Raw genomic sequence first — 17,739 nt, 5'->3', positions numbered from 1 at the left:
AAAGTTTAAAACTTAAACCTTAACTTTGAGATTAAATCACAGGTTCAATACCAACAGATACCACTTTATACTCTGGGCACTTAGTGTGTTTATCCGTAATATCACCCGTAACGCGGTTGATCATTAGTTCTGGGAAATGGAAGGTGGTAAATAAAATACCTTTATTTACTTTATCACTTACTTCTGCCGTTAACTCAATTTCACCGCGAGCAGAAAATAATCGCACTTTTGATCTATCTTCAATCGCTTTTTGCTTGGCATCTTCAGGATTAATCAACAACACGTCTTCGCTTACAATGCGCTCATTGGCGGTTCTTCGGGTCATTGTGCCGGCATTATAATGCTCAAGGTTTCGACTGGTTGTTAAAATAAATGGAAACGCTTCACCGTGCGATAGCACCTCTTGGCTTTCTTCAAACTCATAAAAATGGAATTTACCTAAGCCGCGGGTAAAACTATCAGCATGTAGAATTTTTGTATCAGTACCATCTTTTGCTACGGGCCATTGCAGGCCATTATCACCAAGATTTTGCCAGGTAATGCCCGCAAAAAATGGCACAACTTGCGATATCTCCTCCAACATGGTGTCTGCACTGTAGTCTGCTTGCGCATAGCCAAGGGCATTCATCATATCAACAACAATTTGGCCATCAGTTTTACAACCTGCCTTGGGTGGCACGGCAGCATTTACTTTTTGTACGCGACGTTCACCATTGGTGAAAGTACCGTCTTTTTCTAAGAACGAGCTACCCGGCAATACCACATCAGCCATTTTAGCCGTTTCAGATAAGAAAATTTCTTGTACGACTAAAAGCTCCAAATTAGATAAACTGGCAACCACGTGCTTTTGGTTAGGGTCTGTTTGAACTACATCCTCACCCATTATCCATAACGCTTTTAACTCCCCCGCTAAAGCAGCATTAAACATTTCAGGAATCTTATAGCCAATATTTACTGGCCAATTTGCTTTGTCGGAAATTTGATAATGGCTTTGGTAGTACTCAATATTTTCAGCTTGAGTAACATCTAAGTAACCCGCGCCTTGATGTGGCTGACAGCCCATATCGGCGGCACCTTGTACGTTATTTTGTCCACGTAGTGGGTTCATGCCAACGCCTTTTCTGCCAATATTACCTGTTAGCATAACCAAATCAGCAATACACATAATGGCTCTACTGCCCTGCGAGTGCTCTGTTACCCCTAAGCCGTGAAAACTCATGGCGTTATTGGCTTTAGCGTAAGCAATTGCCGCCTCTTTAACCATGTGTTTATCTACATCAGCAATACTAGCTAGTTCATCCATATCTAATGCTAAAATGGCTGCTTTATAGGCGTCAAACTCTTCTGTTCTATTTTCAACAAAGCTGGTATCAAATACCTTTTCACTAATGATGTAGTACGCCATCATATTCAATACCGCCACATTGGTACCCGGACGCAGTTGAATATGCCAATTGGCAAAGCGTGCAAGCTCAGTTTTAACCGGATCAATAACAATTAATGGCGTACCCTTCATGGCTTTTTGTTTGATTTTAGCACCAGTAACGGGGTGCGCAGCCGTTGGGTTTGCGCCAATAAGTAAAATAAACTCGGTTTGTTTTAAATCCTCAATAGAGTTGGTTGCAGCCCCCGTACCAAAGCTTTGCTGCATACCGTACGCTGTTGGTGAATGACAAACACGTGCACAGCAATCAATGTTGTTAGTACCTAATACCACGCGCATCATTTTTTGTAGTAAGTAGTTCTCTTCATTGGTACAGCGTGCCGATGAAATTCCAGCTAAGGCATCTGCGCCATGCTCAGCTTTTATCGCCAACATTTTATTAGCTAAATAGTCGTAAGCGTACTGCCAACTAACTGGGGTTAGTTCGCCATTAATGCGCACCAATGGGCTGGTTAGCCTGTCTGGATGATTGTAAAAACGCCATGCATAACGGCCTTTTAAACAGGTATGGCCGGCATTAACTTCTGCATCTTTAGGCGCTTGAATGGAGATAATTTTGTTATCTTGCACCGATACTTCTAAGTTACAACCTACCCCACAATATGAACATACTGTGCGTACTGTATCTAACGGTTGGCTTTCATTAATTGTTGTTTTAGCTAATTGCTGCCTAAAGACATCAGTTATCGCTCCTGTTGGACAAGTTTGCGCACAAGCGCCGCATGACACACAGTCTGACTCATCAAAACTAACATCTTGCCCTTTGATAATGCGGGCATCAAAACCACGACCGCTAACACTTAATACTTGCTCACCTTGAATTTCATCACAAGCACGAACACAGCGATTACAATCAATGCATTGGCTTAAATCCATACGCATATACGGGTGCGAGCTATCCTCAACTGTACCATCACTGTTTTTAGGCAAGCTATCAACACTTTGCTTACCTTTGGCAAAACGCACCTCAGTAACACCAGTATCAAGTACTACTTGTTCAAATTCGGTAGTATGCGCACTTGGCTCTATCGGCAATTGTTGCTCAGGCAAGTCACTTAATACCAATTCAACAATATTTTTTCTTAACTTTTCAATACGCTGCGAATGACTAAATACATGCATGCCATCACTTATCGGTGTGTGACATGAGGCCATAACGCGCCTAGGTCCATCAGCCGTAAGTGCTACATCAACCGAACAGACACGACAGCTGCCATAAGGCTCTAAGCGTGAATCATCACATAAGGTTGGAATATTATCGCTAGTTTGCACGCGACGGCTAAACGCTAAAATAGACTCACCCTGCTCTATCGGATAAGCAACACCGTTTAAGAAGGCAGTTTTACTGTTGGTGATATCTTGATTACTCATAATTAGGCCTCCTGTACTTTAGTATTGCTGCTATTAAGAAAAGGTGATATTTCTGCTGAGAAATACTGCAAAATATTTTGTATAGGTAAAGGTACACCGCCACCTAATGCGCATAATGAGCCAAGTTGCATGGTTTCAAGCAAGTCATTTAACAGCGTCTCATCAATCGCTTGCTTACCTGATATGGCATTTTCTACCATTTCTTGCCCACGGGTAGAGCCAATTTGACACGGGTAACATTTACCGCATGATTCTGCCGCAGTAAATTCAAATAAATGCGCCATATAGTCAATCATGGAAAATTCTGTTGGAATACCAATAACACTGGCATGACCAAGTAAAAAGCCAGCTTCGGCAAACGATTCAAAATCAACGCTAAGTTCATCTATTTTACTTACAGGTACCACACCACCTAAAGGCCCGCCTATATGGAGTGCTTTAATACTTTTACTAAAGCCGCCAGCTAAAGCGATAACCTCAGCTAAAGGTGTACCCATGGCGACTTCATATATGCCAGGTTTAACAAAAGCAGAGTCAAGTGAAATCAGCTTAGAGCCAGTTGATTTTCCATTACCAAGCGCTAAATACTTCTTCGCCCCACAGCTTTGCTCTCCAGTATGTTCTGTATCTAAAATAAAATGAATTGAACCGAAAGTTTCAACATTATTGACAACCGTTGGACAGCCAAACAAACCGCTTTGCGTAGGAAATGGCGGCCTTACCGAGACAACTGGGCGCTGCCCTTCAATAGAGCGCAGTAGTGCTGTTTCTTCACCGCAAATATAGGCGCCAGCACCACGAATAATTTTGAATCTAAATTGCCAGTTATTTGGCATAGGTAAAGCTAAGGCAACAAATTCATTAATGGCTTTTTCTGTATTAACAATGGCATCTGGGTACTCATCTCGAATATATAAAATGCCGGTTTGCGCACCTGATAAATAGCCCGCCATTAGCATGCCAAATAAAACCGCATGTGGACGCTGTTCTAATAAATATCTATCACTGAAAGCGCCAGCATCACCTTCATCGGCATTACAAACAATGTATTTTTCACCACCTTGAGCTTCTAAACACGAGCGCCATTTAAAACCGGTAGGAAAACCTGCACCGCCTCGGCCGCGAAGCCCTGAATCACTGACTTTAGTTAATAGCTGATCAACACTGTAGTTATTTACTAGCTCTGTAAATAACTGATAATACTTAGCAACATTATCTATTTCAGCGGTTAAAATAGGTTCATCTAGAGTACAAGCAACATGATAATGTTCTTTTGATTGGGTTTTAGGGTCTTTCGCAATACTAGCTAAATTATCTATATCATCTGCTGAGAAGTTATTGCCTTGAATTTGAAAGGCACTATTTTGCGCACAACGTCCTAAACAAGTAACGTGACCAACATTCCCTTTACCAAAGTGTTCAGACAGTTTATCGACTACCTTATCTTGACTACCCGCACATAAACAGGAAGAGCCATTACACACATACGCCTGCTTATTGGCATTATCCCCTTCAATAAAGTCATAAAAACTGGCCGTACCTTGCACGATAGCTTCACCCACTAAAAATGCTTTGGCAAGCTTTGCTTTACCTTGCGGTGTTTGCTCTTGCTCACTAAGGACAAGCTCTTGAAACAAGGTATGCTCTACAGATTTTCTGCGAGCCAGCTGAGATAAATTTTTCGACATAGTTGCTCTCTCTGTCTTTGTAAGCTCGTTTACAATCCAGGACAGGGACAAACAAGCTCTGCTTTTATAATAATGATGGTTAACTCAATAAGCGCCAATCACCGTGATAAACATTAAAAGAGTGTTCATTGGCAAAACCAATTAAGGTGAGATCAAAACGTTTAGCCGCTTGAATAGCTAAATCAGAAGGTGCGCCAACACCCACTAATACGCTAACGCCAGCCATTAAAGTCTTTTGTACAATTTCAAAACTAATACGGCCACTTACAAGCAGAATGAATAATTTATTTACCCTTTGCTCATTTTCTACTAATAGCTGACCAATAACTTTATCTACGGCGTTATGGCGGCCAATATCTTCATTAAGCCATTGCAGCTTTCCGCTTTGATCAAATAACGCCGCGCCATGCACACCACCCGTTAGCTCGAATAACTGCTGATTTGCCCGCATACTATTAGCCAATGAATAAATTTCATTTACCGAAATAAATTCACCTACTAACAGAGGGAGTTTCGGATTTTTCAGCTCTAAATTTTTGATAGAAGTAGTACCGCATAAACCGCAACTTGAGTAGGTCATTTGATATTGTTCAAGGCTTGCCAATTTTGGTACAACGCCTTGAGCGAGTTGCACACACCATAAATTTGGCTCTGTTTGGTTAGGCTCATGCTCTACTTCAATAACAGCAATATCGGTTTTGCTTGCTATAATGCCTTCACTAAATAACAAGCCCATAATCAATAACTTGTCGTCACCGGGCGTGCGCATAGTAATAGCGAAAACCTTAGTCTCAAGTACATTAGCTTGCTGCCATAACAGTTTAATTTGCAAAGGCTGCTCTACAATCACTTTGTCACTAGCTACTTGTCTTTTACTCGATGCACCATCAGCAAAAGCATAGTGTACTTTATTCACTTTTTTACTTGATGATGTTGAGTTAAGGCTATTTTCCATACAAAGTTCATATATACTATTTTTGCTTTATGTCATTAAAGTCTAACGTTTAACTTTAAAAACGGAAAGCAGATTTATACCAATTGAATTAACTATTTGATCGTTCAGCGAGAATTAAAAGGCTTATAGACAAGGCATTGATTGCAGAGAATGGTTATTCCCTTGTCAAAATCAATAACGCAGTATATGAGCCTTTTAAACTCGCCCTAGGGAGCTTGCCAGGAAGATGATAATTTCACAAATTTCTTGGCTGGAGAATGACTACAGCGGCATAAATTTGCTTTATTCTCACCACCCTGACACAGCTCTGAATTGTTCAAATAATTATTTCACTTGGTATTGCCTATGCAAATACGGAATTAGCAGAAAGATTGTATACCTTTTGTTGCAAATCAAACTTTTTATCTGTAATTCGAGCTAGTCTATGCGCCAAATTATCATAAAGCACATGAATAGTGATTATTATAATTCCTTATTTAGATATAAGAGCGTGTTGCTCTTTGAGGTATAAATTTTGTTCGAATTAAACGCAATTTAATCGCGGCGTCTCGATTGCTGTATAGTTATTCTATATAAAATCGTGACAACAAAGAGTAAATTGCGTTTAAACGAATCTGCAAGACAGCGGCTATTGAGCATTTTTACTGCGTTATCGCCTATTTATGTGGAATAACCACATTTCATAGGCTCTGCCTTGTATAAATCCTCAATAGACAGCTGCAAAAACATACTGCAAAGATCAACACGCTCTAATTAACGCACTTAAAACCAAAGTAATTAACTTACCTTGGTGACACTTATAACAGATATAAGAAGGAAAATTTTATGGCAACTGATGTAGAAATCGCTCAGCAATTTACGCCAAAAGCAATTAATGAAATCAGCGATAAATTAGGTATTGCAACAGAACATGTTCACCCTTATGGGCGTGATGTTGCCAAAATTGACCTTGATGCGCTTAGTCAGCCTAGTCAAAAGCAAGGCAAATTAATTTTAGTTTCTGCAACAACACCAACACCTTCAGGTGAAGGTAAAACCACAACAACCATTGGCCTAGGTCAAGCATTTACTCAGTTAAATGAATCCGTTTGTTTAGCCTTGCGAGAGCCATCTTTAGGCCCATGTTTAGGTATGAAAGGTGGGGCAACTGGCGGCGGCTACAGCCAAATCATGCCGGGTGATAAAATAAACTTACACTTCACTGGCGATTTCCACGCGATTACCAGCGCCAATAATTTACTTTCTGCAGCTATTGATAACCACATTTACCAAGGTAATGCCTTAAGTATTGACCCTCGCCAAATTGTTTGGCGTCGTGTAATGGATATGAATGATCGCAGCTTACGTAACATTGTTTTAGGCTTAGGCGGTAAAATGCAAGGTATTCCTCGTGAAGGCGGCTTTGACATTACCGCAGCCTCTGAAGTGATGGCGATGCTTTGTTTAGCCAATAACGCTGCTGATTTAAAAATTCGTTTAGATAGAACCTTAATTGGTTACACCTATGAAGGTGAGCCTGTTCATGCCAAAGATTTAAATATTACCGGTGCTATGATGGCACTACTTCGTGATGCACTGCAACCTAACCTAGTACAAAGCTTCGAAGGTACACCAACCTTTGTACACGGCGGACCTTTTGCCAACATCGCTCATGGTTGTAACAGTGTTATCGCCACAAGAATGGCCATGCATCATGCTGATTGGGCAATCACCGAAGCAGGTTTTGGTTTTGATTTAGGTGCAGAAAAGTTCTTCGACATTAAGTGTCGTATTGCCGATTTAGACCCTGATGCGGTAGTACTTGTTACAACAGTACGTGCGCTGAAAATGCACGGTGGTAAAGATAAGTCTGATTTAGTCGATGAAGATTTAAGCGCAGTAGCGAAAGGTTTAGAGAACCTAGATAAGCACATTGAAAGCGTTGAGCTTTTCAACAAGCACCCTGTGGTTGCCCTTAACCGTTTTGCTACTGACACCGATGCTGAAATTGCGCTGATTAAAGCACGCTGTGAAGAGCACGGCGTATCATTTGCTGAAACAACACACCACGCCGATGGTGGTAAAGGTGCTATAGAGCTAGCGAAAGCAGTAATGGCATCAGTAGAGAAAAGTAAGCCTTATCAACCGCTTTATGATTTAGACTTAACCGTTGTTGAAAAGGTACGTCGCGTAAGCCGTAAAATGTACGGTGCAACCGATGTTGCTTTCTCAAAACAAGCAGAAAAAGATCTTAAACATGTTGAACAATTAGGATTAACACATTTACCTATTTGTATTGCCAAGGCGCCTAGCTCTTTATCTGATGACCCAACGCTACACGGTCGCCCACGTGACTTTGAAGTAACGGTAAGTTCAATTCAAATTAACGAAGGTGCCGGTTTCTTAGTGGTATTAACTGGTAATATTATGCGTATGCCTGGTTTACCGAAAAAACCAGCTGCCAATGACATAAAATTATTACCAAGTGGTGTAATTGAAGGTCTAGAATAAAGGCTAACAGCCTAATTTTCTGCCTAATTTGCTATTAAAGCCTACATAACCATAACCCTTATGTAGGCTTTTTTATGGGCGCTTATATCAGCCTTGTTTACCAAACACCATGCCACGCTTAGGGGTAACAGCTTGCTCATCTTGACCTAAAAAGGCAAAAGGCACTGAAGTAAACTTAAAACCCGCATTTTTTCGAATAACAAAGTGCAAGTGCGGCCCGGTAGAATAACCTGAAGAGCCAGAGCGCCCTAACTTATCACCTACGCTTACTCTATCGCCAACATTCACAACAGCGGTATCTTGTAATAAATGCGCATACACGGCAAATGTGCCATCATTATGTAGTACTTGTACGTAGTTTGCTTTATCTAGGAAATACTGACTTTTACCACTCATATGATAATCATCTTTAACACCTACAACGATACCCGCTCGTGCGGCATTTATTGATGTACCCACTGGCATAGCAATATCAACTGCATATTGATTTGGCTGTTTTGAGTGAGAGAAACGACCATTAAATGACTGAGTTATCAAAAACTCTCTCCCTGATGATGAGGGAAACTTATATAAACTGTCATCATGTTTTGCTTTAGGATCGCCCTGTAACCAACGGTAACTAAAAGCAGGATGATGAGTTAATTTCGGCACAACAACAGTAGTCGCCTGTGCTTTAACGACATGATGTCGTTCATTATTTGGTATGCTATCGCCCAGCAACTCAATTTCTATCGGTGCGTGAAATGGATTTTTAACGACAATGGCATAGTATGACTGATTCTTCGCCACATAAACACTTGGTTTAATATCAATATTGACTTGATGCTTAAAAGTTAATTCCTGAGTTTCAACTTCCTGCTCAGGTGGCTTATCAGAAAACACCCAATTGCCGTTTTCATCTTTATACTTATAAACGGTACTGCCTTGTACTGTGGTTATATTGCTACAAAGCAGATAAATTAGCGCAACAAGAAGAAAAGAAAAGTTATTCATAAGCATACTACCTAGCTATCTACCTACCTAAGAAAAAAACAAAAAAACAAGCGAGATGAGTTATTGACCAAACGGGTGTGTTTTTGACAATGCAACCAATGATTCCCGCACTGGTTTTAATTGCTCAGCGTATATAACTAAGCTTTCAATACCAATATTTACACGAGATTGAAGTTGAGAGAGTCTATCTTGCTCGTTTGGCGTCCATGGACATTGCAAAAAGTCTTCCACATTATGGATAATAGCGTGTAAAGGCAGCCACACTAAGTGACTATTTTTCGCCGAATATGCTTTTAATAAGGTAACCGGGTTACTACCGCCAGCTGAGGTAGAAACACCAATGGCCATTGCTGGCTTATGCCCTAACGGCAAACCACCTGCTGAGCCATTAGCGGTTAAAAGCAACAAATTAACTAGCGCAGGCGGGATCATACCGCCCCATTCAGGGGTAATAAACACGACAGCGTCGCATTGATATAATTTTGCCAATACCTGCTGCTTTTCAATTTCTACCTGAGATTTATCTTCATCATCAAAACCATAATGCCCGAGCAAAGCACTATAATCAGATAAATCCAATATTGAGCTGGTTATATTGTCTTTATCAAGTAGTGTATGCTTTTGTATATAACGCGCTAATAAGGCGCTATTTGCCTGATTACGTTGGCTGGCATTAACCAATAATATATTCAATTTACTTTCCCTAATAAAAAATAATTAAACTAACTTACACCCTGTGCATAGCGTTTGCAGTTATCGGTAATTTCTAGCCAATCAACCTTATCATCAAGGTAAATGTGATAGCTTGGCTGTACTAAGTTAGCATCATCTAATGAGGCAATGGTCAAGGTAGTATATTGGCGATATCGGGTATCACCATACGTCAGTGTCGAGCCGCATTTGTTACAAAACCCGCGCCTTCCGGTTTCAGATGAAGCGTACTCAGTCGGCTTATCTTGTAGCCAAGTTACCTGCTCTGCTTTAAAGTCCATCCAAGCAACCACAATAGAGCCATTGTGTTTTCGACACTTTGAGCAGTGACAATAATCAACCGCAAAGGGGCTTGCACTAGTTTGGTAACGTATTGCGCCACATAAGCAGCCGCCTGTTAAAACAACCTTTGTCATCAAACCTCCTTAGTCGATATTAACCATTGTATTTTCAATAATTTGAGATTTTTTACCTGAAAACTTGTCAAAAAGTGCTTGGTGAGCCTGTAATGAAAACTCATCACTTCGACTATCGTACTGGCTTATCCAATCAATCAGCATGGTTAAATTAGCATCCTGCTTGCTCTTGCTCGCATATTTATGTGGTTCCCAAGGTCTTTGCTCGGCATTAGCAATACATTGCTCTATAGACAAATTCATAAAGATGACTTCTGTGGCCTCTGACAAGACATGCGCCAGTAAGTCACTATAACAGCCTTCAATAACCCAATCCGTATTGGCTTGGCTAAACTCATCTATTTGTTGACATGATAACTGTTTATCTCGTCTCACAGGCTGCGGCGTCATATCCCATGCTAAGCTATCTAAGTCTAAATGTGCTAAGCCTTGCTCAGCAAAACGTTTAGCCAAGGTTGATTTACCTGAAGCTGAATTACCAAAAATAATGACTCGGCGCATATTAACTTACTTTACTTATTTCATTAGCAGGCGCTTTGCTAATCAGCTCTTCTAGGTGTTCAATTAAGGTAAAGCATAACTCAACATATAAGATAGCTTCCCCCTTACCTACTTGAAAACCTTCCGCGTGAGCAACACGATTACGCAAGGTTCTTAGTTCGTTAAATAACTTGCCTTTTTGCGTATCAATGATATTGGTATTGATTAAGATATCTTCCATGAGTTTATAGCGTGTTGGGCTTGATAAATCAGTAACTTGAGTTGCAGATAAAATCAGTGTCTCTGTCACTTCATCAACACGACGCCAAGCAGATAAAATAGCTGAATTGGGCATATTTTGCGCTAAGGCAATAAGGTTAGCTTTCTTATTTTGCTCTAATTCAGGAAAAGCGTCAGTAGCTCTTTGAGAGACTTGCCTAAGCTCTTGATCAAATTCTAACTCTAACGCTTTAAATTTAAGTTTTTTAGCAAGTGGAATAAGGTGAGTAAAAGGTTGCTTAAAGCTGAGTAAAGCAAACACAAATACTAGCGGCCAAATAAGCTTATCAATAAGCTCAATAATAAACTGCATACCATCCATAGTAATTTCCTATTTAGGGTTTAATATAAAATGAATAAATAAAAGCAAGCCATCGTTTTTACTTAGCTTGCTTTCATTACCAACTTGTTGAGCTTAATTAATCGCAATAAGCTCGACATCAAAAATAAGTAATGAGCCTGGTGTGATTTTTCCAGTAGCGCGATTACCATAGGCTAAATTTGCTGGTATATAAAAACGTGTTTTCTCACCAACCACCATTAATTGTACGCCTTCTGTCCAGCCTTTAATCACTTGATTTAATCCAAATGAAAGCGGCTCACCACGATCGACAGAGCTGTCAAATACCGTACCATCAAGCAAAGTGCCATGATAATGCACAGTCACTTTTGAACTTGCTGTTGGGTGCTCAGTGCCTGTTCCTGCTGTAAGCACTTGGTACTGTAAGCCTGACGCCGTTTCTATTACACCTTCAGCCTGCTTGTTTTCTTGTAGAAATTCATTGGCTCGTTGCAGATTAAGCTTAGCGGCCTCTTTATTGGCATTATTTCTAAAGAAATAAAACACCACAATAGCGATAATAATGACAAGTAATAAGGTTTTATTCATGGGTAAACTCTTGTAATAAATAGGCGTAAATAGTACTGAATTAGCAGGTGTTTTGCTATGCCAAGCTGAAAATATCACGACTTTAGCAGGAAATATCGCAATCACTTTAGCAATTAGGCAACTCAAGTAATCTTGTTATTGTTCTGTAAAGCTGTGCCCGTAAAGACAAGCGCTAGCCATAGTGGTAAACAATCATTAAACTATTTGCAGATTTACCCGAGACATTATTGTATATTGTAGAAAACACCAACCCTGAATTACTCATAATAAGAATAATGACATCCTGTTAGAGGCATATAATGAAAAAGAATTTTTTAGCTATTGCTATCGCCGCGGCGTTATCAACGTCAATCACAGCTTGTGATAATAGCGCTAAGACAACAAAGCAAGCAATGACGCAGCCAACATCTAGTCAAGCAACACCGGCAGTATCAAATCAGCAACAAACATTTCAATTAGCGCAAATTCTTGAAGATTACTTTAATGACATGCTGGTACTTGATCCATTAAGGGCAACACGTGTTGGTGAGCATCAATACAATGATAAATTCTTAAAACCTATATCAGCTCAAAGCTTACAAGAGCAGTTAGCATTCGAACAAAAATACCTTGATATTATTAGCAATATTGATGAAGAAAGCCTTTCAGGGCAAGACTTATTAAGCTATCAAGTGTTTAAGCGTGATAGAGAAATGGCCATTGCTGGCTTTGCCTTTCCTCAGCATCAAGTACCATTTAATCAAATGTACGGGATTCATAACGACTTTGCTATTTTAGGCTCAGGTAGTGGCTCTCAACCCTTTAATACGGCAAAAGACTTCGTTAATTTTGAAAAACGCGCTCAAGGTTTTGCCGACTATATGCAAAGCGCTGTTGAATCTATGCGTGAAGGTGTAAAACAAGGTGTGGTACTGCCTAAAGCAATTATTGCCAAGCTTATTCCTCAATTTCAAACCCACATTGTCAGTGACGTTAAAGACAGTGTTTTTTATGGGCCGATTAACGCGTTAGCAAACAACAGTGAAATAAGCGAGCAAGATAAACAAGCAATCACGCTAAGTTACACTAACATGATCAAGCAAGTGATCATTCCAAGTTATAAAAACACCTTGGCATTTTTAGTCGATGAATACGCACAACACGGTACTGACACGGTAGGCTTAACTGACTTACCTAATGGTGTTGCTTGGTATGATCACATGATTGCCCACCACACCACGTTAAATTTAACTGCTGATGAAATTCATCAATATGGTCAACAAGAAGTGGCTCGTATTCTATCCGAAATGAAAAAAGTTAAAGAAACGGTAAAATTTGACGGTGATTTGGCCGAGTTCTTTATCTTCTTAAAAGAAGATCCGCAATTTTACTTCGATAAACCTGAAGATCTTGTTGCCGCCTATGTTGGTGTAAAAGATAAAATTAATAACCGATTACCGCAATTGTTTGAAGTTTTTCCAAAGGCCGATTACGAAGTACGTGAAGTAGAAGCGTTTCGCGCCGCATCTTCAGCTGGTGCTAGCTATGAAGCACCCGCGCCAGATGGCTCTCGTCCGGGAATTTTCTACATAAATACCTACAATTTAAAAGCTCAACCAAACTTTATTATGGAAACCTTAAGTATCCATGAAGCCTCACCTGGTCATCACTTTCAAGCATCTATTCAGCAAGAAGTTGAATCGCTACCTAAGTTTAGAAAATTTGGTAACTTCACCGTTTATGAAGAAGGTTGGGCGTTATACGCAGAAAGTTTAGGTAAAGAGATGGGTTTATTCACCGATCCTTACCAGTGGTATGGCCGCTTGGTGGATGAACAGTTACGCGCTATGCGTTTAGTTGTTGATACCGGTTTGCATGCCAAAGGCTGGACTCGTCAACAAGCCATTGACTTTATGACACAAAACTCATCAATGGCTGATAGTGATATTGAATCTGAAGTAGAACGCTATATTGCCATCCCAGGCCAAGCGTTATCTTATAAAATAGGTCAACGAGCGATTAGAGCTATGCGAGATAAAGCACAAGCGCAATTAGGGGAAAAGTTTGATGTGAAGAAGTTTCACACGCAAATCTTAATTGATGCCTCGCTGCCCATGCCAATTCTAGCGGACAAAATTGATCGCTGGATTGCCAGCCAGCTTTAAAACAAGCACGAAAGAAGCAATGGCCTAAATTACCCTGCGTAGTTTAGGCCATTTTTGTAACCATTGCTTATCAGCAACACGCTGCTGAAAAACCGACAATGGCCGCTTCGGGTTATAACTTAGCTGTAAATTAAACAAAGACGCTAGCGAAAATGCTGAAATGCATTCATACCTTGCTTCATCTAGCTTTCTGATCGCTACCGCGGTTTCTTTTTCTGGCCAATATGACATTGCATCTAACAGGTTTTGATAAGCTTTATCTTTATTACGTAAATGCATATAAGCTTGATTTCGTACTTGCCAGTTAACGTTTGCCATCATAGCGTTTAACCGCTGCTCGTATTGATATTGCTTTTCTTGCGGCTCATAACAATCAAAGTAGATTACATCAATATCTGTTAATTCTGTTGATTGTGGCAAGTCATGTAGATGATCCCAAACCATATTGCGAACAAAACCTGCACCAACATAAGCATGCTTTATCGGTAACCTATACACGCAATCAAGTATAGCTAGGCGGTGTTTATCATTTTTGAGCAATTCGATAACTTTTTCAGTAGACATTATGTTTATTTAATCTCAGGTTTGCATAAGAAATAGCGCCAACCCTAACCAAGTCAGCAGGCTATTTAACTTTGTACAAATAAATAGAAAAAGTACCCCATTAAACAAATATAAGCCAATGAAAATAAGCTATTTACAGTCCAAAGGCATAGCCATAATCGCCCTTCAAAAAGATGATAACTTCTTACCTTACTATTAAAGAGTGCAATGGATGATGGGATCAGTATCAGTGCAGAAAAACCGAGTAACGGCGTCACCATAAACATCATAGCGATATTTGGGGTACTAGCTGACTGCTGATTGAGTGGCAAAATTAATGAATAGCATGAAAGAAATGCTACTACTGTGGTAATAAACCCTAACATTTGAAGCGCACGCATAACCTTCCCTTAGCGTAAATCGCCCTGTTGAATCTAGAGCGTGTTGACCTTTGCTGTATATTTTCGCAGCAGTCTATTGAGTATTTCTACAAGGCAGAGCCTATGATATGTGGTTATTTCACATAAATAGGCGATAACGCAGTAAAAATGCTCAATAGCCGCTGTCTTGTCGATTCGTTTAAACGCAATTTACTCTTTGTTGTTTCGATTTTATATAGAATAACTATACAGCAATCGAAACGCCGCGATTAAATTGCGTTTAATTCGAACAAAATTTATACCTCAAAGATCAACGCGCTCTTATACTCAATTCAATGGGCATTTATTATTATTGTTAACCAATACCGCTTCAATTTGGCGTTATAAAGCAAAACATACGCTGCTTTTCTGATAACTGCAATAGTCAATTTATGCAAATTTATTGATTAAAATTAATTCACTTTTAAAACAGCCTCATAGACCAAAGAAATTATGCTGCCGTATTTTCCCGTTTCAAATTGCTTACCTTCAAATTGGTAATGGCAACCCTTGCCTTTAATAGGGCTGTGTCTGACGTTTGTTAGTAAAATAATCGCTAAATCATGTGTGGGATCTATCACAGTTGCGGTTCCCGTCCAGCCTGTGTGCCCATAAGCGCTTGCACTGGCATAAGGGCCGAAATGCCAGCGATTTTCCCCTTGATTGGCTCGCTGCCAACCTAGCGCAAAGGCGGCATTGCTATCATCAGCTTTGGTAAATTCTGCCAATACTTGTGGTGAAAATAGTTCAACCTCGTTATAACCGCCTTGGTTTAACAGTACCTGAGCAAGTACCGCTAAGCTTTCTGCATCCGCGAATAAACCTGCATGCCCTGCAACACCCGCAAATGAGTGGTAAGCATTTTCATCATGCACTTCACCTTGTAGAACATAATCTCGCACTTGCTCAAATTCAACACGGCCATCGCGAGTATTGCCATGTATTTCTGTCGCGGCAAATTGGTTTTTATGCCAACCTTTTTTCAGCGGATTAAAAGCAATATTTTCTAATGCAAGTGGCTGATAGATTTCAGTTTCTACATAAGTGTCTAATGCCATACCGGTAATACGCTCAACAAGCAAGCCCAATAGCATATAGTCAGTATCACTATAGATGCGTTTTGACTGCCTAGGCGCAATGAAAGGTACTTGCGTTAAAATTAAGTGTTCAGTGAGCTCTTTATCTTGGGAGTAAAACTCCTCACCTAATCGATTATCTTTACGATGAAATTTAACTTGTGCTGCATAGCCAGCCCTGTGGCTGAGCATATCTTTAATAGTGCGATAACGCCTTCCTTCACCGACATACTCAGGTAAATAGTGGCTAATAGCTTGATTTATATCGAGCTTGCCTTGCGAGATTAATTTCATTAAAGCAAAGTTAGTAGCAAACATTTTGGTATTAGAAGCAAGGTCAAATAAGGTATCAGGACTCATTTCAACACCACGAGTTAATGGCTCTCCCGAATCATGGTATTTGCGATTAAAGCCATAAGCACTGTGCTTTATAATTTCCCCATCTTTTACTACCATCAATACCGCTCCGGGGAAACCATTAGCGACATCGTCTTGAATAAGTTTATCAACCATAGCAAAGTCATAGCGCTTGCTGATATCAGCCTTTTTAAGGGCTGGATAAGGGATGGTTACGCGTATTTCACTGCCTTTAGGTAAAACATTTTCAACTTTAACCGTATTAACACCATCTTGGCTACGACGTTTTAAGCTATAGCGATAACGGCTATGTTGATTCATGGGTTGTGCTATTAAAAGCTTTTCACCATTGATGAAGATATCTGCTGAATTGGCATTGACATTATCAATGATTATTTCGCCACGTTTAGCATAGCCCTTAAAGCTTGCTCTATCATTTACCAGCTTGCGTGAACTAGGTTCTCGCTGTGGAAAGACTTCGCTTAGCTGCCCTTTTTTTACTGGCTTATTACCCTCTACATCGGTCGCTGGGGCTTGCTCATACAGTTTTAGCAAATGCGTTAATTGTTGATGAAAGTACTTGTCTAACAGAGCAAAAATGACTGCTGCCGTTTTAACATCTGGACGTTGGCTTATCTGCCATGGAATAAAGTGTTGCTGAAATGCATGAATAACTGCCCGTGTTTGAGCATCATAATGTCCTGTCACTTGTATTTTATAACCATAGCTAAGTAGCGCTTGCTGGATTAAGGCAACACTAGGAGGCTTGTCATTAAAGCGTTGCCAATACTTAGCTACCGTCTCTTGTTCATACCAAGCACCAATACCTGCTTGATATAATTGATGCCAAGGAAACCTAGGGCCGGGATCGGTTTTACGGTTTGGCGCAATATCACTGTGACCAACAATCGCAGTAGGTTTGATATCAGGGTTGTTTGCTAAAATATCTTTAATCAAAGTAATTAATAATGATATTTGCTCTGCTTGGTAATCAGGATAAAAACATATTTTCTGTTGTGAATAACCATACTCTTGTTCGCGCTTTTGACAATTGGCAAGGTTTACCAACTCAATGCCAATACTTTGATCATTAATGCTTTCTTTACCTTGCCAATAACTGCGACCAGCATGCCAAGCTCTATGCTGCTCCTCTACTAATTGCACAACCTTTAAGGAGTTTTCAGGATAGCTAGCATCATTAAGCGCAGGAATAAGATAATGAGCGCTAGCATGCCCTTGCGTTGTTAACGCTTGCATCGACTCTTGATAATCACCAGCGGTGTAGTGCAGCACCAAAAATTTGATCCGCTGATTGTAATTATCAGACAGTTGCTGCTCTATGGTAAGTTGGCTACAAGCGCTTTGAGTTAACACCATTAAGCCCACGACAAACTTAACTAGCAAACGAGAAATATGCTTAGTTGCCATATTTATAACCATAACATCCCTTCTTTCCTTTTTATCAACTTGTGCATAGTTCAACA

Annotated in this window: 14 protein-coding genes; 2 read left to right on the top strand and 12 right to left on the bottom strand. The window is 40.1% G+C overall.

What is annotated here, in order from left to right; all coding sequences use genetic code 11:
* Positions 1-31: 31 nt before the first annotated feature.
* The 3 genes from fdhF to fdhD form a co-directional block, all read right to left on the bottom strand.
* Positions 32-2,815 carry a formate dehydrogenase subunit alpha gene (gene fdhF / locus EMK97_RS01130; protein WP_130598643.1) on the bottom strand — a complete coding sequence of 928 codons (2,784 nt, stop codon included), beginning with the start codon at positions 2,813-2,815 and terminating at the stop codon, positions 32-34.
* Between the two features lie 2 nt (positions 2,816-2,817).
* Positions 2,818-4,503 (bottom strand): NADH-ubiquinone oxidoreductase-F iron-sulfur binding region domain-containing protein, encoded by a 1,686-nt coding sequence (locus tag EMK97_RS01125; protein ID WP_130598641.1) that lies wholly within the window; start codon positions 4,501-4,503, stop codon positions 2,818-2,820.
* 79 nt (positions 4,504-4,582) lie between these two features.
* Entirely contained in the window at positions 4,583-5,458 is an 876-nt protein-coding gene (gene fdhD / locus EMK97_RS01120; RefSeq protein WP_130598639.1) for a formate dehydrogenase accessory sulfurtransferase FdhD, read from the bottom strand.
* 825 nt (positions 5,459-6,283) lie between these two features.
* Between fdhD and EMK97_RS01110 the strand changes: the two genes are divergently transcribed.
* The gene (locus EMK97_RS01110; RefSeq protein WP_130598637.1) at positions 6,284-7,948 is read left to right on the top strand and encodes a formate--tetrahydrofolate ligase; all 1,665 of its coding nucleotides are present in this window, start codon (positions 6,284-6,286) and stop codon (positions 7,946-7,948) included.
* Between the two features lie 87 nt (positions 7,949-8,035).
* On the opposite strand, the gene EMK97_RS01105 is transcribed toward EMK97_RS01110, so the two are convergent.
* The 6 genes from EMK97_RS01105 to bamJ form a co-directional block, all read right to left on the bottom strand.
* Positions 8,036-8,941, bottom strand: a complete 906-nt coding sequence (locus EMK97_RS01105) for a peptidoglycan DD-metalloendopeptidase family protein (protein WP_170176701.1) — start codon at positions 8,939-8,941, stop codon at positions 8,036-8,038.
* Between the two features lie 60 nt (positions 8,942-9,001).
* Complete coding sequence (locus tag EMK97_RS01100) at positions 9,002-9,634, bottom strand: NAD(P)H-dependent oxidoreductase (protein WP_170176700.1); 633 nt, start codon at positions 9,632-9,634, stop codon at positions 9,002-9,004.
* 29 nt (positions 9,635-9,663) lie between these two features.
* A complete protein-coding gene (locus EMK97_RS01095) occupies positions 9,664-10,071 on the bottom strand; it encodes a GFA family protein (RefSeq protein WP_425462178.1) in 408 nt (135 codons plus the stop codon).
* A gap of 6 nt (positions 10,072-10,077) precedes the next feature.
* The gene (locus tag EMK97_RS01090) at positions 10,078-10,569 is read right to left on the bottom strand and encodes an AAA family ATPase (protein WP_130598629.1); all 492 of its coding nucleotides are present in this window, start codon (positions 10,567-10,569) and stop codon (positions 10,078-10,080) included.
* Position 10,570: 1 nt separating this feature from the next.
* The gene (locus tag EMK97_RS01085) at positions 10,571-11,149 is read right to left on the bottom strand and encodes a hypothetical protein (RefSeq protein ID WP_130598627.1); all 579 of its coding nucleotides are present in this window, start codon (positions 11,147-11,149) and stop codon (positions 10,571-10,573) included.
* A gap of 93 nt (positions 11,150-11,242) precedes the next feature.
* Positions 11,243-11,716: a BamJ family beta-barrel-assembly machinery protein gene (gene bamJ, locus EMK97_RS01080; RefSeq protein ID WP_130598625.1), complete on the bottom strand. Its 474-nt coding sequence runs from the start codon at positions 11,714-11,716 to the stop codon at positions 11,243-11,245.
* A gap of 299 nt (positions 11,717-12,015) precedes the next feature.
* On the opposite strand from bamJ, the gene EMK97_RS01075 reads away from it, so the two are divergent.
* The gene (locus EMK97_RS01075; RefSeq protein ID WP_130598623.1) at positions 12,016-13,860 is read left to right on the top strand and encodes a DUF885 domain-containing protein; all 1,845 of its coding nucleotides are present in this window, start codon (positions 12,016-12,018) and stop codon (positions 13,858-13,860) included.
* 24 nt (positions 13,861-13,884) lie between these two features.
* Here the strand turns inward: EMK97_RS01075 and EMK97_RS01070 are convergent, their stop codons facing one another.
* From EMK97_RS01070 to pbp4b, 3 genes are all read right to left on the bottom strand, one after another.
* Positions 13,885-14,424, bottom strand: coding sequence for a nucleotidyltransferase family protein (locus EMK97_RS01070; RefSeq protein WP_130598621.1), 540 nt, complete (start codon positions 14,422-14,424; stop codon positions 13,885-13,887).
* A 65-nt stretch (positions 14,425-14,489) separates the two neighbouring features.
* Entirely contained in the window at positions 14,490-14,804 is a 315-nt protein-coding gene (locus tag EMK97_RS01065; protein ID WP_130598619.1) for a carbon starvation protein CstA, read from the bottom strand.
* A 431-nt stretch (positions 14,805-15,235) separates the two neighbouring features.
* Positions 15,236-17,683 carry a penicillin binding protein PBP4B gene (pbp4b, locus tag EMK97_RS01060; RefSeq protein WP_130598617.1) on the bottom strand — a complete coding sequence of 816 codons (2,448 nt, stop codon included), beginning with the start codon at positions 17,681-17,683 and terminating at the stop codon, positions 15,236-15,238.
* Between the last annotated feature and the right edge of the window lie 56 nt (positions 17,684-17,739).

This window comes from Litorilituus sediminis, from assembly GCF_004295665.1.
Lineage (GTDB): Bacteria > Pseudomonadota > Gammaproteobacteria > Enterobacterales > Alteromonadaceae > Colwellia > Colwellia sediminis.
This window is presented reverse-complemented; position numbering and strand designations above follow the sequence as displayed.